The sequence below is a fragment of the Cupriavidus sp. 291-E7 genome (assembly GCF_057798835.1).
Genome location: NZ_JBYOJV010000022.1, coordinates 21,716 through 43,398 on the forward strand (window position 1 = coordinate 21,716; position 21,683 = coordinate 43,398).

21 protein-coding genes and 1 pseudogene are annotated in these 21,683 nt (G+C 62.2%); 8 read left to right on the forward strand and 14 right to left on the reverse strand.

The window, feature by feature from the left end; genetic code table 11:
* Nucleotides 1–14: 14 nt before the first annotated feature.
* Nucleotides 15–615, forward strand: a pseudogene (locus AC3FLX_RS28135) (transposase); the annotation flags it as partial.
* Between the two features lie 93 nt (nt 616–708).
* On the opposite strand, the gene AC3FLX_RS28140 reads toward AC3FLX_RS28135, so the two are convergent.
* From AC3FLX_RS28140 to AC3FLX_RS28195, 12 genes are all read right to left on the reverse strand, one after another.
* Entirely contained in the window at nt 709–2,883 is a 2,175-nt protein-coding gene (locus AC3FLX_RS28140; RefSeq protein ID WP_488700602.1) for an autotransporter family protein, read from the reverse strand.
* A 1,312-nt stretch (nt 2,884–4,195) separates the two neighbouring features.
* Nucleotides 4,196–6,166, reverse strand: a complete 1,971-nt coding sequence (locus AC3FLX_RS28145) for a DUF3363 domain-containing protein (RefSeq protein WP_488700603.1) — start codon at nt 6,164–6,166, stop codon at nt 4,196–4,198.
* 270 nt (nt 6,167–6,436) lie between these two features.
* Entirely contained in the window at nt 6,437–7,024 is a 588-nt protein-coding gene (locus AC3FLX_RS28150; RefSeq protein WP_488700604.1) for a S26 family signal peptidase, read from the reverse strand.
* Complete coding sequence (locus tag AC3FLX_RS28155) at nt 7,021–7,557, reverse strand: DUF2840 domain-containing protein (RefSeq protein ID WP_488700676.1); 537 nt, start codon at nt 7,555–7,557, stop codon at nt 7,021–7,023. The genes AC3FLX_RS28150 and AC3FLX_RS28155 overlap by 4 nt, the downstream gene beginning before the upstream one ends.
* A gap of 265 nt (nt 7,558–7,822) precedes the next feature.
* Nucleotides 7,823–8,656 carry a replication initiator protein A gene (locus AC3FLX_RS28160; RefSeq protein WP_488700606.1) on the reverse strand — a complete coding sequence of 278 codons (834 nt, stop codon included), beginning with the start codon at nt 8,654–8,656 and terminating at the stop codon, nt 7,823–7,825.
* Between the two features lie 26 nt (nt 8,657–8,682).
* Nucleotides 8,683–8,976 carry a helix-turn-helix transcriptional regulator gene (locus tag AC3FLX_RS28165; RefSeq protein WP_488700607.1) on the reverse strand — a complete coding sequence of 98 codons (294 nt, stop codon included), beginning with the start codon at nt 8,974–8,976 and terminating at the stop codon, nt 8,683–8,685.
* 120 nt (nt 8,977–9,096) lie between these two features.
* Nucleotides 9,097–9,846, reverse strand: a complete 750-nt coding sequence (locus AC3FLX_RS28170) for a DNA -binding domain-containing protein (protein WP_488700608.1) — start codon at nt 9,844–9,846, stop codon at nt 9,097–9,099.
* A 402-nt stretch (nt 9,847–10,248) separates the two neighbouring features.
* Nucleotides 10,249–10,707 (reverse strand): NUDIX hydrolase, encoded by a 459-nt coding sequence (locus tag AC3FLX_RS28175; protein ID WP_488700610.1) that lies wholly within the window; start codon nt 10,705–10,707, stop codon nt 10,249–10,251.
* Nucleotides 10,704–11,552, reverse strand: a complete 849-nt coding sequence (locus tag AC3FLX_RS28180; protein ID WP_488700612.1) for a hypothetical protein — start codon at nt 11,550–11,552, stop codon at nt 10,704–10,706. Before AC3FLX_RS28180 ends, AC3FLX_RS28175 begins: the two co-directional genes overlap by 4 nt.
* Before the next feature lie 3 nt (nt 11,553–11,555).
* Nucleotides 11,556–12,302, reverse strand: a complete 747-nt coding sequence (locus tag AC3FLX_RS28185) for a TauD/TfdA family dioxygenase (RefSeq protein ID WP_488700613.1) — start codon at nt 12,300–12,302, stop codon at nt 11,556–11,558.
* 219 nt (nt 12,303–12,521) lie between these two features.
* Nucleotides 12,522–12,872, reverse strand: coding sequence for a DUF2958 domain-containing protein (locus AC3FLX_RS28190; RefSeq protein ID WP_488700615.1), 351 nt, complete (start codon nt 12,870–12,872; stop codon nt 12,522–12,524).
* Between the two features lie 82 nt (nt 12,873–12,954).
* Entirely contained in the window at nt 12,955–13,254 is a 300-nt protein-coding gene (locus AC3FLX_RS28195) for a hypothetical protein (RefSeq protein ID WP_488700616.1), read from the reverse strand.
* A gap of 100 nt (nt 13,255–13,354) precedes the next feature.
* Between AC3FLX_RS28195 and AC3FLX_RS28200 the strand changes: the two genes are divergently transcribed.
* Entirely contained in the window at nt 13,355–13,750 is a 396-nt protein-coding gene (locus AC3FLX_RS28200; protein WP_488700617.1) for a helix-turn-helix domain-containing protein, read from the forward strand.
* A gap of 165 nt (nt 13,751–13,915) precedes the next feature.
* Here AC3FLX_RS28200 and AC3FLX_RS28205 read toward each other — a convergent pair whose 3' ends face one another.
* Nucleotides 13,916–14,227, reverse strand: a complete 312-nt coding sequence (locus tag AC3FLX_RS28205; RefSeq protein WP_488700618.1) for a DUF736 domain-containing protein — start codon at nt 14,225–14,227, stop codon at nt 13,916–13,918.
* Between the two features lie 274 nt (nt 14,228–14,501).
* Here AC3FLX_RS28205 and AC3FLX_RS28210 point away from each other — a divergent pair, with 274 nt between their 5' ends.
* Nucleotides 14,502–14,864: a hypothetical protein gene (locus AC3FLX_RS28210; protein ID WP_488700619.1), complete on the forward strand. Its 363-nt coding sequence runs from the start codon at nt 14,502–14,504 to the stop codon at nt 14,862–14,864.
* A 165-nt stretch (nt 14,865–15,029) separates the two neighbouring features.
* Here AC3FLX_RS28210 and AC3FLX_RS28215 read toward each other — a convergent pair whose 3' ends face one another.
* Nucleotides 15,030–15,854, reverse strand: a complete 825-nt coding sequence (locus AC3FLX_RS28215; RefSeq protein ID WP_488700620.1) for a DUF932 domain-containing protein — start codon at nt 15,852–15,854, stop codon at nt 15,030–15,032.
* Nucleotides 15,855–16,987: 1,133 nt separating this feature from the next.
* Between AC3FLX_RS28215 and AC3FLX_RS28220 the strand changes: the two genes are divergently transcribed.
* From AC3FLX_RS28220 to AC3FLX_RS28240, 5 genes are all read left to right on the forward strand, one after another.
* Nucleotides 16,988–17,851 carry a branched-chain amino acid ABC transporter permease gene (locus tag AC3FLX_RS28220; RefSeq protein ID WP_488700621.1) on the forward strand — a complete coding sequence of 288 codons (864 nt, stop codon included), beginning with the start codon at nt 16,988–16,990 and terminating at the stop codon, nt 17,849–17,851.
* 13 nt (nt 17,852–17,864) lie between these two features.
* Nucleotides 17,865–18,887 (forward strand): branched-chain amino acid ABC transporter permease, encoded by a 1,023-nt coding sequence (locus AC3FLX_RS28225; protein ID WP_488700622.1) that lies wholly within the window; start codon nt 17,865–17,867, stop codon nt 18,885–18,887.
* Complete coding sequence (locus AC3FLX_RS28230; RefSeq protein WP_488700623.1) at nt 18,880–19,644, forward strand: ABC transporter ATP-binding protein; 765 nt, start codon at nt 18,880–18,882, stop codon at nt 19,642–19,644. Before AC3FLX_RS28225 ends, AC3FLX_RS28230 begins: the two co-directional genes overlap by 8 nt.
* A complete protein-coding gene (locus AC3FLX_RS28235) occupies nt 19,631–20,338 on the forward strand; it encodes an ABC transporter ATP-binding protein (RefSeq protein ID WP_488700624.1) in 708 nt (235 codons plus the stop codon). The genes AC3FLX_RS28230 and AC3FLX_RS28235 overlap by 14 nt, the downstream gene beginning before the upstream one ends.
* 98 nt (nt 20,339–20,436) lie before the next feature.
* On the forward strand, nt 20,437–21,609 hold the full coding sequence (locus AC3FLX_RS28240) for an ABC transporter substrate-binding protein (RefSeq protein WP_488700625.1): 1,173 nt from the start codon (nt 20,437–20,439) through the stop codon (nt 21,607–21,609).
* Nucleotides 21,610–21,683: the final 74 nt, after the last annotated feature.

Here is a 21,683-nt window from a genome sequence, read left to right on the forward strand (position 1 = left end):
ATGCGATGCGTGGAATGGATGAGATGCAAGAGGCGTTGTTCACGATGGCTAAATTGGAAGACTTCGTCCCCGCCGATCATCCATTGCGGGCAATCCGGCGGCTGGTCAATGACGCGCTGAAGGACCTCAACGGGCTGTTTAGCACCATCTATGCCGATAGCGAACGCGCCTCGATTGCGCCGGAGAAATTGCTTCGTGCACTGCTGTTGCAAGTCTTCTACTCGGTGCGCAGCGAGCGCATGTTGATGGAGCAAATGCGCTACAACATGCTGGTTCGTTGGTTCGTTGGTTCGTTGGCCTGGCAATGGAAGACGACGTGTGGAGCCACTCGGTCTTTTCGAAGAACCGTGATCCGTTGCTTGAACACAAGATAATCGAGAGCTTTTTCACGAAGGTAGTGCGCGTGGCGGACCGCATAACCTTCTGTCCAAGGACCATTTCTCGGTCGACGGCACGCTGATTCAGGCATGGGCCAGCCACAAGAGCTGCCCCAAGGACGACACGGATGACAGCTTCCCGCCCCTGGGCGGTGGGCGCAATGCCGAGGCTGACTGGAACGGCAAGCGGCGCGGCAATGCAACCCACGAATCGAGCACCGACCCGGATGCGCGCCTGTAGCGTCGATAGCCGGCCGATCAGCCAACGTACTCCATGATGATATGCAGTCCCGCGCCAATGCTGCACGGGACCAACCGCCTTACTGACGCCTTACCAGCGATAACGGAAGCCGAACTTGGCGCCGATCGCATTGCTATCGCCAAAATTCTGCACACTGGTGCGCGCCAGCAGTTCGCCATAGACCGTGTAGCGGTCATCGTCCCAGTTCAGCGATGCACCGACACCCAGGCCGGCCCACAGCGCCTGCTCCTTGCTGACCACGCTGATGTCGGCCACGCGTGCCGACGTGCCGTGCAGGAAGTCGTAGTACAGGTTGGTGATGCCATAGACGTGCGAGCGCTGTGCCTTGCCATTGGCGGCGGTCCATTTGGTCTCGTGGTCCAGCGACACGCCCAGACGCGAGACCAGGCTGTTGCCGTTGTCACGCGACACATTGGCGCCGTACTGGTCGGTGAACGCGTCGAAACGCACCTGCGACCACGCGAGCTGCGCCTGCGGCGTGACAGACCAGTTGCCGCCCAGCGCGAGCTGGTGGCCGGCTTCCACGCTGGTGGCCACACCGCTGCCGCGATTGCCATTGGCGAGCTTGGTTGCCAGCGTCGACGAGCGGATGTCGGTGTCGTACCACGTCACCGTGGCGCGGGCATCGACATACGAACCATTGTTGCCGTACCACGTTGCCGTACCGCCGAAGCCATAACCGGTGGCATCGATCGCGCCGTTGCCGAACATCGACGACACGTTGGAGTTGGCGATGCCGTAGTGGAACGTCGGACCTACCACCAGCGTGCCGGACTGGTTCTCGATGACCGGTGCATCCACGCCGCCTTCGAACTTCCACATGCGCACGTTGTAGCTGGCGCCGGTCGTGCTGGTCGACGGATCGATATGGGTGTTCGAACCTTCCACGCGCGCCCAGGCACCGCGGCCGATGATCGGCTTGCCGGCATCCTGCTCGGCCTGCACTGAAGCGTTAGGCGACCACGAGCGATTGCCGACGCGCTGTTGCAGCGTGCCGAGTTCGTTGAAGCGCTGCAGGACGCTGGAATAGGCCTCGTATAGCGGCACGGTCGGGGCCAGCAGCGGCCCTGCGGCAGTGGCAGCCGCCGTACCGACCGAAGCCGGGTCCAGCAACGTCGAACGCAGGTACCAGCCGCCATCGGTCGGAGTGGACACGCCGTTCTTGTAGAGACGGTACGCATACGCGCCACCCATGACAGCTTGCTGGCCCTGGAACGTATAGTCGCCGGCCAGCGTGAAGGTGCCGTTCGACGCGCCTTGGACATCGATGACCTTGATGCCTTCCGAGGTGAGGGCGCCGGTGCCGCCAACGTTGACCACCCGGACCCGGCTGATGCCCGATGTGTCACCCATTGCCATGAGGCGTCCCGTGGCGGAGGTATCGCCGCCAAGCGCTGTGTTCACACGCACCGTACCGCCATTGCCAATGTAATTGCCGGCAATCGTCAGCACGCCCGAGCCGCCGCCCGGCGCGATCGTACCGGTGTTGGTGACATTGCCGAAGATCGTGCCGGTACCGGATAGCGTACCCGCAGCGTTCACTGTTACCGGGCTCGTGATTGAGCCGTTGATGGCCAGCGTCCCGAGGTTGACTGTGGTGGGGCCAGTGTAGGTCTGGGCGGTATTCAATACCGTGGTACCGGTACCGTTCTGCGCAACGCCGCCGGCACCCGAGATGAGGTTGCCGAAGGTGTAGGTATCGGAGCGATTAAACGCCAGTGTAGTGCCGCTGTTGACTACGACGTTGCTCGCCAGGCTACCACTGGTGCCGCCATTGCCGATCTGCAGCGTGCCTTGATCGACCGTCCACGGCGTGGTAACCGTGCCAGTGCCGATCAGCGACCAGGTGCTGGTGCCGGTTTTCGTGAAAATGTCGAAGAAGCGATACTGAGCCGCGTCGCCAATGGTCGATACATCAAACGTCGCGTTAGCCGTACCACCTAACTTGAGGACGTCCAGCGTACTGTTGGGATTTGCCAGCACATTCCCGACAATCTGCGAGCCCGCCTGCAGTTCGAGCGTATTGACGGCCGCCGCACCGTTGCCGAATTCGATGGCGTTGGCGTAGCCCGAGCCCGCCTTGATAACGCCAGAGTTGACGAGGGTTGTGTTTGCCGCCGCTCCCGTCAGCATGCCGATTGCGGCCGCGCCGTGACCACCTTCGAGCGTACCTGCGTTCGAAATGGATAGTGTAGTGCCGCCGCGCAGCCAGAGAGCCTGTCCTCCAGCAGCGTTACCAGTCAAATCTGAGCCGCCTCGGATGGTCCCGTTATTGACGATGCTGAACGTCGCCGCGATGCCTTGGAAAATGCCGGCACCGGCGCTACCCCCCATACTGTCGCCTCCCGCGATCGTGCCGTTGTTGACTATCTGATTACCAGTGCTGACTGTGGATATGCCTGCCGATTGCGCTGTAGCAGCCGTGCCTGCCACATTGATTGAGTGCCCCCCACGGATCGTACCGTTGTTGACCACAGTCATGTTGTTGATAGTGACGCCGACTCCGCCAGCTCCAGTCGCTAGCTGATCTCCACCGGTAATCGTGCCGTTGTTGATGATAGTCAGGCCGGCACCGTTGGCGGAAACACCTACGCCGCCGTTCACGCCGGTATTCGTTGAGGCCCCACCTGTGACCGAGCCATTGATAGTCGCCTGTGAGCCGGGGCCCAGCAACGTCAGACCAATGCCGCCCTGGCCGCCTGTCCCGCCCATGTAAGTCCCATTGAATGTCCTGGGCGACGTTGCTGAGAACGTAAACCCGGCGGAGGCGGCAATTCTAGTCAACGTAAAGCCCTGCGTATCAAGAGTGACCGGCTTGGTGGGCGACACAAAGGTTGAAGTGCTAGGAGGCTGGACAGTAATGTCGGCAGTGAGGCGGATTGTGGCCGTTGGGTCGCCGTCGGTACTGGCGGCCGCCAGTGCCGCACGCAGCTCGGCCTCGCTGCCTACCAGGTATTCGGCAGCCGATACGGCAACCGGAAACAGTAGTGCGACGGCGAGAGTGATGGAGGACGCTTGCGGAGCGCGAGCGACAGCCTGCCGCATTCCACGACAAAAGTTTGACTGCATTGAACTACCCCATTCCGTTTGTTTTAGTTTTGATACAAAGTGATGCGGGGCAGATGGTAGATCACTATGTGACGCGTTGCCTCATCAACAGATAACGTCATGTCGCAAGTCCGCGACGTCGTGGCGCGACAAATCGCTAACGTATTGTCAACGTCGTGAGCGCATATTAGACGCGACACTCTAAGCGTGAAAACTGCCGGGCAGAATGGGGCGTCTGACGCCCCCTGGCATGCCGGTTTGGACGGGCGGTTGAAGGATCGTTCGGCGTACGGAGGGTGACGCAGCGACGGACAGCATCGGCGCCAGCGACATCGTCAATGCAGGGGATAAGCTTGAGGTTCAAGGCGGTGACGGTGAGTTGTACCCTACTCCGCCTCAAAGTACCAGAGCCACTGACGTGGCTTCGGCGCCGTCGCGCAGCCCTTTGCATGACTGCAACCTGGGCACCGCCAGCGCGGGACTCACGACAAGACCCACGGCCCAGGCGCTAGCGGCTCACCTGTCGCCCGATCTCCCATGAGACGCCTAATTCGTCCACCCTTGCGGCGATTGCGCGTCCGAGGTGCGGCTCAATCACTCGCTTCCACGGCACTAGGCAGAATTCCCCGCCGTCGACCAGCATCGCGTAGCGCCCGCTTGATAACGTAACATCGTGCGCGTATACGCCAGAGACGCGCTGACCCATTTCAACGGTCCGATGCGCCAAGCCAGTTTGTGCCGCCGTCTCCTGCCCGACTTTCGCGAGCTCACGCTCGCACAGGGTACCCAACAGATTGCGGGCGAGCACGATACGATTCCCGTGTCGTGTCGCCAGACCCCGATCGACCAGAACATCGGCGCGCTTGCGCAGGGCGGATTGGGCCTCAGCCCCGAAACCGAAGTCGGCCAATCCCCGCCCTCCACCAATCAGTTGCTGATCCAGCCATGTTGCACCGATCGCCTCTATTTGCCGTTCAATCGGCAAGTGCGATCGCAGTGCCACGGCTGCAGCACGTTCCAGGCGCCATGTATCACGCTCGCGCCCTCGCTCCGCCAGATCCGCCAGATCCGGCGGCACCCGCCAGACGCCCTCCGCCAGGCGCTCCACAAGACCATCACGTCGCAAGGCTTCGAGCCTGCGGACATGGCCCGCCGCTACGCCTGTCGTTTCACGGTCAGATGGGTCGTGGGCCTGCGCAATGGCAATATGTTGATCCGTGCGGTAGACCCCATTCACGGCCAGCGCGACAATCTGGCAGTCGACTGCGCGCTGGCCGGCCGTGCTTTTGGCCTCCACCACCGCACCCATCGGGTACCGCTCCAGCATGCCGGCTGACGGCAGCGCCACATAGTGTGCCCTGCCGTCGATGCCATCCACAAGCAGATAGCCCTGGTCGTAAAGCTCATTAGCCAGCCCTTTGCCCACAACGCGGCCGACGATCTCATGCCCCTCCCTGCCCGCCGGGAATATCGCGTACTCGCGCGGCTGGCCAGACATGGCGCGCTGCATGGTGCGCACAATATCGCCGCGTTCGCCCATGGCCCGCAACGTCGGTTCAGCCCCGACAAGGAGAGCCCACACGCCGGGACGCTGCTCGGTTGCGAGGCCCATGCGCGTCAGATGCTCCAGACGACCGATCAGCAGTTGCCGCTGGTGCTGCAGCCGCGGGTCCGACAGATTGTTCAACTGCACTAGGCCGCCGGCGGCCAGACCCTGCAAGGTCCGATCCAACTGCGTCCAGCGCTCCTGATCGATTTCGCGTCGCATGGCGCGCTGGATTTCTAGCGCGGTCCGTGGCCCCAGCCATTCGGTGGCCAGCGCCGATGCACGGTGGCGCATTCCTCCGGCGATGTAGTCTCTGGCAATGATGAGGTCCTTGCCCGTATCGTCCTTGCCGCGCAGGACAATGTGTGTGTGCGGGTTATCCGTGTTCCAGTGATCTACCGCCACCCATTCCAGCCTGCTGCCGAGGTCGGCTTCCATTCTGCGCACAAAATGCCGGGCATAGGTACGAAGGTCGTCCAGTTGCTCCGCATCCTCTGGGGCGACGATCATGCGGAACTGGTGCCGATCACCCTCGCTGCGTGTTCGGAACGCGTCAAGATCGACCGCGTCTGTTTCCGGCCCGTAGGCCTGCCCTACGCCGCCCCGGCGATCGACGCCTTCCCGCTCGAGATAGCGCAAGTGCACTGCGGTCGAACGTGCCCCCACACATGTCAGTTTCACCAACCGGATCTTGATGGCGACACGCCGCGCATTGGGCGGCAGGGAACGCCCGGCAAAGCGCGCCGCAACATGTCCGCGCCCGAGCCGGGCACCCGGGCCTCGGTCGGGTTTTCCAGCGACCGTGCCCACCCTGCCGCCAGCTTTTCCGCTCTGGCGCAACACCTTGGTAAGGAATTTGTCGCCTTGCTGCTTTGGTGCGCTTGGCCGGATGCGAAACCGTTCGTCCTGCTCCGTATCATTACGATGTGTCATGGGTAGCCCCAAACCAAGGGTGGCGCATTCAGGAGTATTCAGGCGCGCGCAGCACACAGTTTCACCGCGACCGGTAAGGCATTGGGCCGCTTCGCGGCACGCCGCAGCTGCCAGGGCCGTGCCGCGCCCTCCCCCGTGCAGACTGGCGTGACGCCCCCCGGCGTGCCTCGACCTTTTATCTTGCTCACTGCTTTTTTCCTCTCATTTGCCCTGCGCAGTGAGACCGGACAAGGAGCGGCCTAGCGATACTGCGCGGCCAAACAGTAATCATCATGATGGCGTGTCCAGCCGGACGGGATGCGCGACGCCGAGCAAGTCGGAGACGCGCACCGGGCCGAAATAGCGACTATCAAACGATGCCGGGTCGGTCAGGCTTAACAGGAACAACTCCCCCGCTTCGAGACGGCGGCACAGCCGCCAGGAGGGCAGCGGTCGACCCAACCGGTCTGCAGGCATGACGGCAGCAGCCGGCACGCCATCGATGCGCACGATGCCGCCGACAATACACACCGCATGCGGCGCGACCGCGCCCACCCGCTTGAGCAGCGGCACGTGCATTGGCAAGTAGCCGCGGTGGGCAGCAAGTGCGGCGATCTCCGTCGGTAGCGGAACCAGCACAATGCTGTTCACGACCACGGGACGTGGCGGCCCGTTAATGCCGCGCTGAAGGGGATCGACCCGGTACCAGCCAACCGCCACGCTGGCGGTTGGGTTGTAGATCAAGCGCGGGGCCGGTGGCAGGAAACTGGCCCAGGCCAGTGCAGCGAGTCCGCCAGCCGACAGGGCTGCCAGCGCGATGCGCGTGGGCCAACGCTTGCGAGATTCCTGCCGCGTCCTGGCAGTGGACCTGGGCGTCACGATAGTGGCATGCCTGCCAACCAGGCGGCGTGCCGGGCCGCGGTATAGGCAGGCAGCGGCTGCCGGGCCGCCAACCGGCTACCAAGCGTGCACCAGTACATCGGCGAAACGGTGGCCGGTGCGATGCCTTGCGCCTCGACGACATCGACCTGCGCCAGCACAGCACGCACAGAGGGTTCGCCATGCACATGCAGCAGTAACTCAGCGCCAGGCTGCACGCCAGCGATACGTTGCCCCTCGACCCGCGAGATGCAAGCCTGCATCACCATCAACTCCCAGCGCACCTTGCCAGAGGCATTCGCCTGCCAGCGAATTCGGCAGAACACCGCGCCGGGCACGAACAGCGCAATACGCAGCCAGCGGTCAAGCGGCACGATGCGCGACGGCTCACCGAAGCGTAGATAGAGGCGAATACGCCGGTCGATGTGCGCAAGCGAAACGCGGGTCATCGACGCCATGTCGGTGTCGCCGGGCTGGCTGGCGACGGCCGAGAGGAATGGTCGGGGAGATGACGGAAGAAATGGCGGCGGCATTGCCACAGCCGTGGCGGGTTGCGGAATCATTGAGTGTTCTCCTGCGGCCAGGACAAACCGCGCCGTCTTGCGCTCGTCCACCGAAGCGGCGCGCACCTTTTACTAGTTAGAGTAAGAAAGTTAGTTAAGTTAACGGGCACCAAGACCCGCGCCCTGATTGGCTTTCCGGCCCGTTTGCGCTCCTGATAGCACGAGGCAAGCGCGCCTGATAGCACGAGTCCGAACGCGCCTGATAGCACGAGTCTGTCCACCGCTTTTCCCACACTTATCCCCATGCCGTGAAAGGCAAGGGCCGAAAGCTCAGGCGCTCCACGCGGGTCTCCGGCAGACGCTCGATGTCCAGCACGTAACCGGGCAACGGCTGCCGCGCGGCTACCGCGCGCAGGTCCAGCGCAAAGTCCCGGTACTTCGCGGCACTGCCCGACTTGCGGTGCAGATGTCGGAAGTCGAATTGCCAGCCTTCCCGCTGCCTGCCCGCATGCTTGCGTACCAAGCGATAAAGCCAGCGTTCGATGCCACCGGTAAGCCGGAAGTAGGCCGGATCGATGGTGAGCACCAGCGAGGCATCGAGCACGCCTGCGTAGAACCAGTCGGGCAGGATCATCTCGACGCCCCGTGGTATGCCACGGGCGTCCGCCAGTTCCTTCCACTCGTTGATCCACGAGAATCGATGCAATCGGCGACCTGACATTTCGCGGATGGACGTGGCCACCGTTGTGGACTGCAGTCGATCGAGCGCCGCCTTCAGGCGCTGATAGTCGCGGGAGGACACCCCGCGTCCAAGGAAACGCAGGATCTCGTAGGGCGTGGCGTGCATCAGGCGCGATGCACGCAGGCCAGCGTCGCGCGCTTCGATAATCTGGCTGGCCGCCCAGATCAGGATATCTGCGTCCCAGATCGTGGCGATGCCGTGCTGCTGCGTCCCTTCCACACGGATGGTGACCGCGCCGCCGCGATAGTCGATAGGTGCAGTACGCCTTGACTTCGCCAGCGAGAAAAAGGGGTTCGCCATCAGATCCTGAACGTCGCGCGGCGCCATGTCGCCCGGTAGTGCACGAAAAAGCTCGAGCTGCGTCCGTTCCTGCAATGACTCGGACATGAAGAAGGCTCTCGATGTGCCCCGGATCAGCGCGCACGACTTTCGGCCGCGTGATGCTCGGCATATTCCGGGTCGGAGGTGGCCTCGAAACTGCGCTGGTCTGCCCACGCGTCGAGATCGGCGACCGCGTACATGACCCGCCGGCCAAACTTGCGAAAGCGTGGCCCCCCACCGAGGACTCGCTGCTTCTCGAGCGTACGCGGTGACAACCGTAGGTGTTCAGCAGCCTCGTCGTTGGTCAGATAGCGTTGCGGCTGGGCCTTGTCGGCAGCCTGCAGCATGGGGGGCGCAGCATCGGGCCGCAAGAAATGGGATCGCATTGGGTAAATCTCCATCGGTTGGGAGGGTCCCACCGCAGCGTGCGGCCGGACAGAGACAGTCTCAGGAAAGCGACGCGAGCCGCAGAGGGTCGCCGTGTTGTGGCGAAAACTGGGCCGACCTTATGCCACCAAGCGACGATAGCCGCCACGCATCAGCTTTTTCCCTCGGCGCACGAGGCGACGCAAGCGCGAACGCAGGCCGCTGTCGGCATGCCAGCCGGCGGTGACCACATCGACGCCGAACAGCCCTTCGGCAACTTGGCGCATCGAGGCGCCCGCCAGGGTTGCATCGAGTGCCTGCAAGGTATACAGGTCCAGCAATGCGGTGGGCGTGGGCCGTGGACGGGCTGCCGCGAATGAAGCTGCTGCGCGAGCCACCGTCAATTTCCGGTGTTCGGCGGCGGCCACTCGGTAGCGCATGTCAGATATGGCAGAAGCACGAACGGCATGACAATACGCCATGCCGTCGTTCAGTTCCGGAGCGAGCGCCATCCTCACACAGTGGTAGGGCCAGCGAGCGACCAGCACCAGACGTTTGCCGTCGTGAACCAACTGCTTGTCACCGGGGATGCTCCAGATACTGAGGGTGTGCGCGTCAGGCGGCGGGTCGGTGTCTGCAAATAGCTGCATCACCACATCGGGGTCTGGAAACCAGATAGGGTGCGCATCGCGCGCGTCCAATGCCGGATCCTCCAGCAGGCGCAGGCCCCAGCGCCGCGCCGCTTCGGCACTATCGCGTGAGCGCAACCAGTCCTGCTGATAGTCGGGATGGCGGCGCAGGTACTCCCAGGCCAGTGCAGCGCTGTCCTGGTGCAACAGGTAGAGATATGCCGCAGTGGGATAACGGTGTGTGAAGCTTCGAATCGCCATGACACGTCCTTGTTAGACGAATTCGTTGCCACCTCGCGCCTAAAGGGCTGAACCCTAAAACTGACGCAAATTGCTCCACCCGCCCCTGCGAGTGAAGACTTGGCAACTGCATGGCACTTTGAGGTAACGCCCTAAACCGATCCTGTTGATTTGGGTCACAGTGGCACGGGATCAATGCAAGGATGTTGATCCAGACCGCCGACGTCTAGATTAAGACAAAAAAAGACACAGTGAGCTGCGGCGACCGTGATACAGCATGATGGCGCCGAGAAACCATGCGCCATTAATCGTTAGACCGCGCAATCGTGAGACGCACGCTTCCCAGTGGAATGTGCGAAGGAGTAACAAAGGAGAAAGGCTACCTTAGCGCCCCGGACTCGTTCGCAGGACGGTAAATCGCGCTCACTGCTGCTCATCTCCGGGCAAATACCTCGCCAGTTGGGCGGCGTCTGACTGTTGCTTGCGAAACGCGTCACGAATCGCTTTCTTGTAGCCGTCGGGGAGGGGAATCTCGTCCAGTTGGTGCACTCGGAAGAGCCCCAACTCCTTATGCTCATGGCTGATCTTCGGAGAGACAGCCGCGCTGATGTGGCAATCGTAAGTCAATATCACCACCTCGACAGAGTGAATTGGGTACACCCACGCATCCAGAAGACAGCCGACGCGGACAGGGATATTCAGCTCCTCATCTATTTCACGGGCAAGGCATTCCAGAATATCTTCGCCCGGCTCCAGTTTCCCGCCAGGCAGCTCCCATTCATCCCGCTCATTTTTCAGCAGGATGACCTGCGCTCCGACAAGAATCACACCTTTTACGGAAACCGGGAATCTTTGCGCATTGGCGTCACTTTGCGTGTTCATTGGATTTCAAATTTTACGATAGTGGCGTCGTCCCTGGCCTTCACGCGAGGCCACCGGGTCTCGTTACTATCCAGGGTTTCGGCGTCCCGGGTATGGCTGACTAACCGCTCCAGGCCAGACGCACTGAACGCTTCCACAAAGAACTCCTCCGTACTCATCAGGTGATAGGTATCAACGATTCGGTAGAGCCCATCCGTCACGAGAAGACCCCGCACCTCAGTGCTGAACCGGATCGCCATCTGCTGCAGTTCGGACAATCCGTGCCCTCTGGGCTCGAGGATCCAATAGCCGCCAGGGGTATTCATCCTCGCTCGATTCTCACGAATCAAAGGCACCAGCGCCTCCCTGACGGCGCCCCGGTCCGAGACCTTCTGCCTAAGCGCCAGATAGGTGGACAGCAACGCGGCGTCAAACTGCCGGACAGCAGAGTCCCCAAACGACGTGATCGTCCCCTTATCGGACTGCAGCAGAATCGTGCAGTCCCCTAGGTTCGCCACTTGAAGACACTGCCCCGTCAGTTGGACCGCCGCGAAGCTCGCCGACGGCACATCAAAGTCCTCCTCGAGGAAGCCCCGGATGTCTGTGTCCTGCCTGACCGATCGCAGCGAGCTATCGAGCGCTCGCGCAATGTCCTGCCCATTTCCAATGCCCCGATGGAACTCAGCCGACAGCGTGGCAACAAAGTGGGCGGCATCAGAAATGTGCTGCCCATTGCTAGCCGGCACGGTCCGGCGCGACAGGCTGGTGGCGCCGTCAAGGATCCATGCCGCATTGCTGACGCAGCCGCCGATATCCTCGTTGCAGCTTCCCGCTGCAGATGTGTAAGTTTCGCAAGTAAACAGCAACGCCTATCTCCTTATGGGTGGTTTTGTGCAGGTAGACAGCAAAAGCCTGTATGCCGACCGCGCACCAACGAAATGTGTACGGCCATGCAACCATCTCAAGTTGTCGATGAGGTAGCCCTGACCTGCACGCAGGCGCTTGATCGCGGACAGCTCTCTGATCACGGGCAGCATGACGTCTACAGCCTTGGCTGCATCCGGTGAAAGAAACATCATGTTGTCAAACCTGAACCTGATCCGAAGGCGTTCGCCCTCAGTGGAAAATACGCTTGATTCGAGATAGCCGGTTTCGGATTTGAAAATGGCAGCGTTCGGCCTGCACAGCGCCGCCAACTCATCGGGAAAGCGACAGGACATGACTTCGAATAGTGCAAATCCGTCTACAAATAGGGAAGCGCCAGAGATTGCAGCGGGACGCTCTATCCAGAAGGCAAGCATATTCGGCGGGTCATTCGCGCCACTCCTGTCTGTATGGGGAACCAGGCCGTCTTTCGTAAAGCCGAGTTTTCCAGCGCCTGCTGCGCTTTGCGCGTCATCTTCCGATGTGGCCACGTGCGTCAGGCCGTTCGCGAGCGAGTCCCTGTGGTGATAGACGGTACCCAAGGGGGATAATGTCTGCAGCAACGCCTCAGGCTTTTCAAATCCCTCCAGGAAAACCAGCCCCTTTGCGGAGAACTCGTTTCGCAGGATCTCCACGCTGTCGTTCACACTCCACGATTCGATTTCGGACAGATGTCTCACCGATGCTGTCATGTGTATTGCCTCTTGGGTTGATGGGATCGCAGGCAAGCGTAGCAACGTAGAGATCCATCGCAAGGTCGTACCGATGAACTGGTGATCTGACCCTCTCGATGTGCCGTGAGCGAGCAGATACGGTGGCACGAAGGCAACACAAGGGGTCGTTGATTCAGACCGTCGACGTCTCGATTGAGATCAAAAAACACACAGTGGCCGGCGTGGTCATCCTGTCGTTCAATCGGGAATCGATCCGTCGCGTTGCGCCAATCGTACGTATTCCGACAGGGGTCGCGTGGCGCGAAAGTACAGGTCACGCAGAACAGGGCGCTTCTTCGGTCCGACGATTGAAGCCAGATCGGACAGTTTGATCGTTCCCAGTTCGGGCATGCCGATGCCGAGGTCGATCAGACCCCAGGCCGTATCGCCATCACCCGGATCGAGTGCGGCCAGCAACCAAATCGCGTGTGCGTCTGGGGTGAATAGCCTTACTACGGGCTCCGCATCACCCTCATGACCGACTGCGTATGCCCGGGCGTTCGCGAGTAATTGCGCGCGCTGTTCCATTGTGATGAGTCGTTGAGTCATGGACTTTTCTCCTGAGTAGTTCAGTGCATCCAAAAGAGTGGATGAGGCACTTGATGCGCCTCAAATGCGCGAAATTTCCCGATCAGTCGGTAATGGCGACAACATCGACTGCAATCAGCGACGTGCAACGCGGTGAGAGTCCCGCTGCGGCTTGCGCTTTGCCTCCGCCCTTGCTTGCCAATCCGGAAGGAATATCCGCGAACAAATCATCAATCGTCATCTCCCCGGGAAGCAAAACCACTAGCCGCTGGAAGTACTTTGGCGCGGCATAGCCTCGCTTCACCCATCGCTGAACCTCCTGATAGGCAACGATGTCGTTCAGGGCCCGCGCCACCGCGACTGGCCCACAGTTCGCAGCAACCAACCGTTCAATAGCGCTCATTGCGATAGCTCCAGTTTGAGCTGTAGCGTACAACAAAAACGTGTGCAATACAACAAATTAGTGTGCTGCGACTTACAACATAAAGTTGTATTCTTTCAGCATGGAATCGATCGGGACAAGAATTCGTCGCTCATTGACACGCCTCAATAAATCGCCAAAGTGGTTGGCGGACGAGGCGGGCGTCAGCTATGAAACGGTCAGAAAGTGGCTTGCCGATGAAATCGCGCCGAAGCGCACGCGCGTGGCCTCAGTAGCTCAATTGCTTGAGCTATCCGAAGAAGCCCTGATGTTCGGTTCGGATCCTGCTTCAGCACCGTCAGCCAGAGCCCAGCGAAAGCCTGCATCACCGATAAAAGCCTCGTGGCCGTTCTCCGTTACCCGAGAAGAATTCGATAGACTTGGCCCCACAGACAAGGCCACACTAGACGCCGTTTTCATCAAGTTCGTTGCCGGATGCCTCGCTGAGCAGCCAGCCCCTGCCCGTAAAACCCGGTGATTAATTTCGCCGTTCCGGGGCGCACCGCGGACGGTACGAAGCTCGTGTCTCAAAGAACTCGCCCAAAGAGCTGCCGACCTCCACCGCCGGCTGGTTACCTGCCATAGGGCACCTCGGCATATTGACGAAAGCGCCCCGCCACTGGGACGGGACGCTACGCGGCGTTTAAGCCGCCGGCTTGCTGCGCGACCAGATCAGTTGGTGCTCGCCGTCGTCGCCCTCGACCAGCCGAGCGTAGACCGTCGCCGGGAACGTGGGATCGTCCAGTGTCACGGACAAGTAGGACCGCTCAGACAGACTGATCTTCTTCCATGCCGCGCCGATGTCGTAGCCGCCGGCCGCCTGAAGGCGGAAGTCAGGGGCGTTGTCATTCGCCTTGTCGTTGGGAAGGAACTTGACCTTGACGTTGAGCGTGAGAGTGCGGAGCATGCCGGTGAAGCCGTCGTTTTGAGCGGTGAAGGTGCCGATGTTGGCCATGATGCGTTCTCCTTTCGGGTTACCCAAGGTCGCGCCATTGCGTCCTTGTTGTGATCCGATCGGTGGGGGACGGGCGGGCTGCACCGCGATAGCGGCCGAGCTCCGCGAAGGACCGGGAGGCGAAAACAATTTGCTCCGCGAGGAATCCGCGCAGCGGTGGGGAAATTGTTTACGCCGGACGGTTGTGGCCCCTAAGCCCGAGGCGTCAGCCGCGCCGCCACCAGGATGCACAACTGCCAAAGGACGCATGGACCGGCCTCTCCCGAGAGGAGACATGGCCAATTCGGAATCCTCGCGAAATGACTTCGTCAGCCTGTGCCCTGGCGCGAGCGAGGCCAACTTCCCAACGATGACGGAAGAAGCTCCGGCCGCAGCAGGCGGCCATGCAGGATTGCGCCGCAAGGAAGAGGTCCTTCGCTGGGCCGCACTGCCAAAGGGTGATCCTTCCCTCGTGGCACTCAATTTGCGAGTCGTCGGTACCGAGGACGGCACGCATTCGAACCTGTTCGCAACAAGTCGAGGCGTCGGCTCGTGCGCCCCGTCCTCTGCCGCGGAATGCGATCAGACCTTGCCAGCCAAAGTGGGAACCGACGTCCGTGCCACGCGCAGGGCGCGGCCAAGTCGTCGCCAGGTTTAGGGCGGCGACTTGGCGAATTTTGATTTGGACGTTGAAACCGGGCGCTGCAGACCTGCAGCGCCCGGTTTGGCTTGGGTTACGACATTCATGACGGTCACTCCAAAATAATCGAATCGGGATCAAGACGATGGACCCACACGGAGGTGCGGGTCCGCGAGGTGTTGCTTAGCCTTTCAACTGGCGCATGCCATCGGCCAGCAACCAGAGCGCACGGTTCAGGCGGATGCCGTTGTCAATGCCTAGCACGGGGCGCGTGGTCTGGCGCCGACCGTTCGCGCTGCGGGCGCGCAACCCGCCCTGGATGAGGTTTTCCTGCGTGCGGTTAAACACGCTCCACAGATCGGCACGGTCGTCGTCCGCGCGGCGAGGTAGCAGAAGTTGCCGCGTCGTGATGGGTGCGGGCTTGTCCGCGTCGTACTTGAGGGCGAGTGCCGCGCGGGCAAAGACATCCGCCTCCCCTGCGTCCAGCACGGTGGCGCGCATGGCATCGCGGGCGTCCCGCACCCGATCAAAGCCACGCAGCACCGCATACGCGCCCTCGATGACCTGAGTGGTCACGTCGCCCTTGTGGGGTACCCGTACGTCGGCCACGGTGTCACCACAGACCAGCCCGTTCTGGCACACGAAGCGCAGCATGCCGGCCAGCATCTGGTAGCTGCTCGTGCCATCGTGGGAGTTCAGCAAAATGATCTCATTGGCTTCGCCACCATGGACCTGGCTCGCATGGCGCAGTCGGATCATGTGCTTGGTGAAGTCGCGCCGCTCTGCGTAACGCACGCGGGTCTGGCACACCATGAAGGGCGCGAAGCCGTTGTTTCGCAACGCAGCCAGCACCGTGCTCGTGGGGATGTAGCTGTAGCGCTCGGAGCGGCTTGCATGCGGCGCGGCCGCATAGATGGAGGGGGCTACGGCCCGGATCTGGTCGTCCGAGAGGGGATGGTCCGCGCGCAGCGCCGGGGATTGGGAGGCAAAACGGGATGCGAGTTGCATGATCTGGTTCCTGACAACGGGTTTCCTGAAGGGCTTGCTGTGAACACCACTCACCGGATTCCAAGATTCGGAGCCCGCCTTTCGGCTTTCCGGTGGGGTCGGCGCGACGACCCGGAACGGCCTTTTTGCCACCGTCTTTCCTGAGTTCATCGCCCGCGGCGCCCAGAAGCCCGCGGCCGCACGCCGTCAAGGGGACAAGCGCCGGGTTGGTGCGGCCCGCAGCGCAGCGAGGACACGGCCCGGCGCGCCTTGATGGCGGGCGGCGGTGGGCTACCGTCGCGGACATGGCGATGAGCGAGGGAGGACGGCCTAGACAGGCCATCGGCGGCAATCGGCGCAGATCCCACGCAAGCGCAGCGCGCAGGTCCGGATCTAGGAGCCGGGCCGTAGACTCGGGGATGGAAGTCCGCAGGGGGCGAGCGCGCAAAGCGCGGCACGAAAGCACGCGCGCCAGGCCGGCGTGGCAGCCGGTGCCGCCAGCACTCGTGGTTAGGCAGCCGCTGGTTGTGGGCGCGGAAACGCTCTAGGTGAACATGCCGCCCGTATCTCTAGAAGACAAGCATACGGAGCACCCGCTCGGCCCTTGCGGCGGGCTATCTTTCGGCCAGATCGATGGCTTTGTCGCGGTAGGTATTCCTCTTACCCGGCAGCCCCCGTACAGATCCCGGCGTGCGCAATTCGCGCGCCGGGCTCCTGCCTCAGGTGTTTGGCGGTGAACCGCACAACACCCAAGTGCAAGCTGGCCCAGTCGTTGCCGCATGTCCCGCTTGAACCGTTTGGCGTCATAACGCCTTGCCGAAACCGACAACAATGTCGTCCGCGTATCGCATTTCGGCCTCGTCCAATGCGCGCCACCAAGCAATCTTGCGAAACATTGGGGGTCATACGCGCGGCAAATATGCCCCGTGTTCCGCGCTGCAGAGCGGCTTGCACGCTGAAATCAGGGAATATACGGACGCTTCACGGCGCCATGCGGCCGCTCTATTTCGCGCAGCGGAATACTACGCCCGATCGCTTGACGCTCGATCAAACGCTATGCAAAGTCGCCGAAAAAGAACGACCGTGCGAGAACTCGTCACGGCGTCCGAGACAGCGCGGGTGCCTCACGGCACACCAACGCAAGGAGACAACGCATGGCACTGTTTTTCCAGCAGTTCCTCAATGGCCTGACCCTGGGTGGCGTCTACAGCCTGGTCGCATTGGGGTTGACCCTTGTATACGGCATCCTGCACGTGCCGAACTTCGCGCACGGCGCGTTGTACATGGCCGGCGCCTATGTGTCGTACTACGCCATGACCACGCTCGGCCTCAACTATTGGCTCGCCATGCTCGCCGCTGCCGCGGTGGTGGCCGTGCTGTCGATGCTGGCGGACCGACTGGTCTTTCATCCGCTGCGCAACGCACCCGAAATCCACGACATGATCGCCGCTATCGGCATCCTGCTGTTTCTTGAAGCCGGTGCCCAGGCGCTGTGGGGCGCGGACTTCCACCGCATGCCCACGCCATATGGCCAGATGGTCGACATCTTTGGCCTCACCGCGCCGATGCAGCGTGTGCTGATCATCGTCGCCGCGTTCGCCCTGATGGTGCTGCTGCATCTGTTCCTCACGCGCACCGTCACCGGCTCCACGATCATGGCGATGGCCCAGAACCGCGAAGGCGCGGCGCTCGTCGGCATCGATGCCACGCGCGTCACGCCGCTGGTGTTCGCCATCTCGGGCGCGCTGGCGGCGATTGCCGCCACGCTCTATGCGCCGATCAACCTGGTGTATCCGAGCATGGGCAACCTCGTGATCACCAAGGCCTTCGTGATCATCATTCTCGGCGGCATGGGCAGCATTCCCGGCGCCATTGTCGGTGGCCTGATCATCGGTATGGCCGAGAGCTTTGGTGGCTTCTACATCTCCACCGACTACAAGGACATCATCGCTTTCCTGCTGCTTGTGATCATCCTGTCGGTGCGACCGCAGGGCCTGTTCGCCGGCCGCGCCGCCTGAGGAGAACACCGACATGAAAGCACTGCAAGGCAAGACAGGTTGGGCGTTGCTGCTCGCCGCCGCCATCGCGTTCCCGCTGGTCGTACCCAACAGCTATTTCCTGACCGTGATGACGCTCGCGTTCATCACGGCCATCGCCACGCTCGGCCTGAATCTGCTGACCGGCTACACGGGCCAGCTCAACCTCGCACATGGCGGCTTCATGGCCATCGGCGCCTATACGCTCGGCATCCTGACCGTCGATCACCAGTTGCCGTTCTGGCTGGCCTTTGCGCTGTCCGGCGTGGTCTGCATGGTGCTGGGCTACGGCGTTGGCATCGTGTCGCTGCGGTTGAAGGGGCACTACTTCTCGATCTTCACGCTCTGCGTGGGCTACATCATCTATCTGGTGATCGAAAAGTGGGAGGGCCTCACGCATGGCGCGGTGGGCCTGATTGGCATCCCGGTGCCCGCATCGATCGGACCGATCGCTTTCGATAGCGTGCAGTCGCAGTATTACCTCGTGCTGGCCTTCCTGGCCGTGGGCACGTTCGTGATGCATCGCATTGTCGGCTCGCTGCTTGGCCGCAGCTTCATGGCCGTGCGCAACAGCGATGCGCTCGCCGAGGCATTGGGCATCAACCTGATGCGAACCAAGGTGCTGTCGTTCGTGCTGTCGGTGGCCTATGCCGGATTTGCCGGCGCGCTGTACGCGGGCCAGGTGCGTTTTCTTGGCCCCGACATCGCACGCACGGACTTCACGTTCGACATGGTGATGTCGATGCTGGTAGGCGGCACGGGCACGCTGCTCGGACCGCTGCTGGGCGCGGTGCTGGTGCCCTGGGTCACGCAGACCCTGCAGTTCCTGCAGGACTATCGCATGCTGGTGTTCGGTCCGGTGTTGATCCTGCTGATCATCTTTGTACCGGACGGCATCGTCGGATCGTTCCTCAAGCGCCAGGCGCGCCGCGCTGCGGCGGAGCGCCGTGGCCAACTGGCCGCCGCGCGTAACGCGCAACCGATCGCCACCACCCGCCCGGGAGCCGAGAATGCTTGAGATCCGCAACCTGACGAAGAAATTTGGCGGCCTGACTGCCGTGCACGATGTTTCCGTAACGTTCGAAGCCGGCCACATCAACGCCATCATCGGCCCCAATGGCGCGGGCAAGACCACGTTCTTCAATCTGATTGCCGGCACGCACGCGCCTTCCTCTGGCCAGATCCTGTTCAAGGGCCAGGATGTGGCCGGCCTGCGCGCGGACCAGATTGCGCGGCTGGGCGTGGCCCGTACGTTCCAGGCCACGTCGCTGTTCGACCGCGCGACGGTGCTGGACAACCTGATCGTCGGGCACCGCCTGCGCACGAAATCGGGCCTTGTCGATGTGCTGCTCAACACGCGACGCCTGCGCGAGGAAGAAAAGCTGTGCCGCGAAAAAGCCGAGGCCGCGCTGGACTTCGTCGGCCTGTCGCACCTGGCGCATGAGGTGGCCGCCGATATCACGCAGGAAGCCCGCAAGCGCGTGGCCTTTGCACTGGCGCTGACCACTGACCCCGAGCTGCTGCTGCTCGACGAGCCGGCCGGCGGCGTGAACCCCGAGGAGACCGTCGGCCTGGCCGAACTGATCCGCAAGATGGTGCGCCACGGCAAGACGGTCTGCCTGATCGAACACAAGATGGACATGATCATGCGGCTGGCCGACAAGATCATGGTGCTCAACTACGGCGAGAAAATCGCCGATGGCACGCCCGCGCAGGTCCAGCAGGACCCGCGCGTCATCGAAGCCTATCTGGGAGCCGACCATGTTGCAGCTTGAACGTGTCTCGCTGTCGTACGGCAGCTTCCGCGCCCTCGACAACATCACGCTGCACGCCAAGGCTGGCGAACTCGTGGTGCTGCTCGGCGCCAACGGTGCCGGCAAAAGCTCGATCTTCCTGGCGATGAGCGGCATCCATCGCACCAACGGCGGCAGCATGCGCTTTGATGGCCGCGAGTTGGGCGGCATGAAGCCGTCGCAGATCGTGCAGGCCGGACTGGTGCACTGCCCCGAGGGCCGCAAGCTGTTTCCGGCGATGAGCGTCGAGAAGAACCTGACGCTCGGCGCCTACGTGCATCGCCGCGATCGCGCGGGCATCAGGACGACGCTGGAAGAGGTCTACGAGATGTTCCCGATCCTGCGGCAGAAGAAGGATGATCCCGCCGGCTCGCTGTCCGGCGGACAGCAGCAGATGGTGGCGCTCGGCCGCGCACTGATGGGCCGGCCGCGCGCGCTGCTGCTCGACGAACCATCGCTGGGGCTGGCCCCGCTGGTGGTCAAGCAGATGTTCGAGGTTATCCAGCGGATCAACCGCGCCGGCACCACGGTGCTGCTGGCCGAACAGAACGCCTACGCGGCGCTGGGTATCGCTCATCGTGCGTATGTCATCGAAAGCGGCCGCATCGTGATGGAGGGCGATCGTGACACGTTGCTGAACGACGAGGGCATTCGCAAGGCGTACATCGGCGGGTGAGGTTCCGTCCGCCTTACCCGTGGTTTGTTCCCGTTCCCGCACAAGAGGGAGAGGGAAGAAAGCAATCGATACACACAAAAATCCAAAGGAGACAGCACATGCAGCAAAAGACATTGGGTCGCTTCTTCGCGCTGGCCACCTGCGCCGCGGCAGCCTTCATAGCCTCGTCGCCTGCGCTGGCGCAGGAAGTGGTCAAGATCGGCTATACGGGCCCGCTGTCTGGCGGTGCCGCGCTCTATGGCAAGAACGTGCTTTCCGGCATCCAGATGGCCGTCGACGAGATCAACGCCACTGGCCTGCAGGTAGGCGGCAAGAAGGTGAAACTCGAAGTCGTCGCGCTCGACGACAAGTACGCACCGGCGGAAGCCGCCATCAATGCACGCCGGCTGGTGCAGCAGCACAAGACGCCGGCGGTCTTCGTTCCGCATTCGGGCGGCATCTTCGCGCTGCAGGCATTCAACGAGCAGGAGAAATTCCTGGTCATGGCCTATTCGAGCGTGCCGCGCATCACCGACGCCGGCAACAAGCTCACGATCCGCATCCCGCCCGCCTACACCGGCTATATCGAACCGTTCGTCAAGGCGCAGATGAAGCGCTATGGCAAGAACGTGGCGCTGGTACCTGCCGACCACGACTATGCCAAGGCCTGGGTGCAGGCGTTCGTGCCGGCCTGGGAAGGCGCTGGCGGCAAGGTGGTGGGCAACAACCCGATGTCGTACACCAAGGCAACGGACTTCTATACCGGCGTGTCGCGCGCCATCGCCGACAAACCCGACGTGATGTTCGTGGGCGGCCCGTCCGAACCGACGGCGCTGGTCGTCAAACAGGCCCGCGAACTCGGCTTCAAGGGTGGCTTCATCATCATGGATCAGGCCAAGATGGACGAAATGTCCAAGGTCACCAATGGGCTGGCCATGCTGGAAGGATCGATCGGCGTGATGCCGCTGGTCAACGACGCGCGCCCCGCCGCGCAGGCATACAACGCGCGCTACAAGAAGCTACATGATGGCCGCGACGCCACCACGGAAATGTCGCTGAACTACACGATGACGTGGGCACTGGCCAATGCGATGAAGCTGGCCGGCACGACCACGGACGCCGCCGCGATTCGCGCCAAGATGCCCGACGCGGTGAAGGCGCTGCCCAAGGACGTGAACCCGAATGAAGTCGACGGCATCGACGCCAAGGGCGGCTCGCTGGCCGATACCGTGGTGGGTTGGGTGCAGAAGGGCAAGATCGAGCCGGTGCGCCTGTCGGAGCTTGCGAAGTAAAAACCAGACGGACGGCCGGATAGCCGGCCAGGAAGGGAGAGAGGCGGAGGGGCGTTACCCCGCTGGCGGGCAGC

Bases quoted from the DNA above. Each gene is read 5' to 3' on its own strand.
- AC3FLX_RS28195 (WP_488700616.1), bottom strand. From the start codon at position 13,254: ATGAGCGCTATTGAACGGTTGGTTGCTGCGAACTGTGGGCCAGTCGCG.
- AC3FLX_RS28225 (WP_488700622.1), top strand. From the start codon at position 17,865: ATGAAAGCACTGCAAGGCAAGACAGGTTGGGCGTTGCTGCTCGCCGCC.
- AC3FLX_RS28190 (WP_488700615.1), bottom strand. From the start codon at position 12,872: ATGACTCAACGACTCATCACAATGGAACAGCGCGCGCAATTACTCGCG.
- AC3FLX_RS28220 (WP_488700621.1), top strand. From the start codon at position 16,988: ATGGCACTGTTTTTCCAGCAGTTCCTCAATGGCCTGACCCTGGGTGGC.
- AC3FLX_RS28235 (WP_488700624.1), top strand. From the start codon at position 19,631: ATGTTGCAGCTTGAACGTGTCTCGCTGTCGTACGGCAGCTTCCGCGCC.
- AC3FLX_RS28170 (WP_488700608.1), bottom strand. From the start codon at position 9,846: ATGGCGATTCGAAGCTTCACACACCGTTATCCCACTGCGGCATATCTC.
- AC3FLX_RS28215 (WP_488700620.1), bottom strand. From the start codon at position 15,854: ATGCAACTCGCATCCCGTTTTGCCTCCCAATCCCCGGCGCTGCGCGCG.
- AC3FLX_RS28205 (WP_488700618.1), bottom strand. From the start codon at position 14,227: ATGGCCAACATCGGCACCTTCACCGCTCAAAACGACGGCTTCACCGGC.
- AC3FLX_RS28155 (WP_488700676.1), bottom strand. From the start codon at position 7,557: ATGCCGCCGCCATTTCTTCCGTCATCTCCCCGACCATTCCTCTCGGCC.
- AC3FLX_RS28165 (WP_488700607.1), bottom strand. From the start codon at position 8,976: ATGCGATCCCATTTCTTGCGGCCCGATGCTGCGCCCCCCATGCTGCAG.
- AC3FLX_RS28145 (WP_488700603.1), bottom strand. From the start codon at position 6,166: ATGACACATCGTAATGATACGGAGCAGGACGAACGGTTTCGCATCCGG.
- AC3FLX_RS28160 (WP_488700606.1), bottom strand. From the start codon at position 8,656: ATGTCCGAGTCATTGCAGGAACGGACGCAGCTCGAGCTTTTTCGTGCA.
- AC3FLX_RS28200 (WP_488700617.1), top strand. From the start codon at position 13,355: ATGGAATCGATCGGGACAAGAATTCGTCGCTCATTGACACGCCTCAAT.
- AC3FLX_RS28240 (WP_488700625.1), top strand. From the start codon at position 20,437: ATGCAGCAAAAGACATTGGGTCGCTTCTTCGCGCTGGCCACCTGCGCC.
- AC3FLX_RS28230 (WP_488700623.1), top strand. From the start codon at position 18,880: ATGCTTGAGATCCGCAACCTGACGAAGAAATTTGGCGGCCTGACTGCC.
- AC3FLX_RS28185 (WP_488700613.1), bottom strand. From the start codon at position 12,302: ATGACAGCATCGGTGAGACATCTGTCCGAAATCGAATCGTGGAGTGTG.
- AC3FLX_RS28210 (WP_488700619.1), top strand. From the start codon at position 14,502: ATGGCCAATTCGGAATCCTCGCGAAATGACTTCGTCAGCCTGTGCCCT.
- AC3FLX_RS28175 (WP_488700610.1), bottom strand. From the start codon at position 10,707: ATGAACACGCAAAGTGACGCCAATGCGCAAAGATTCCCGGTTTCCGTA.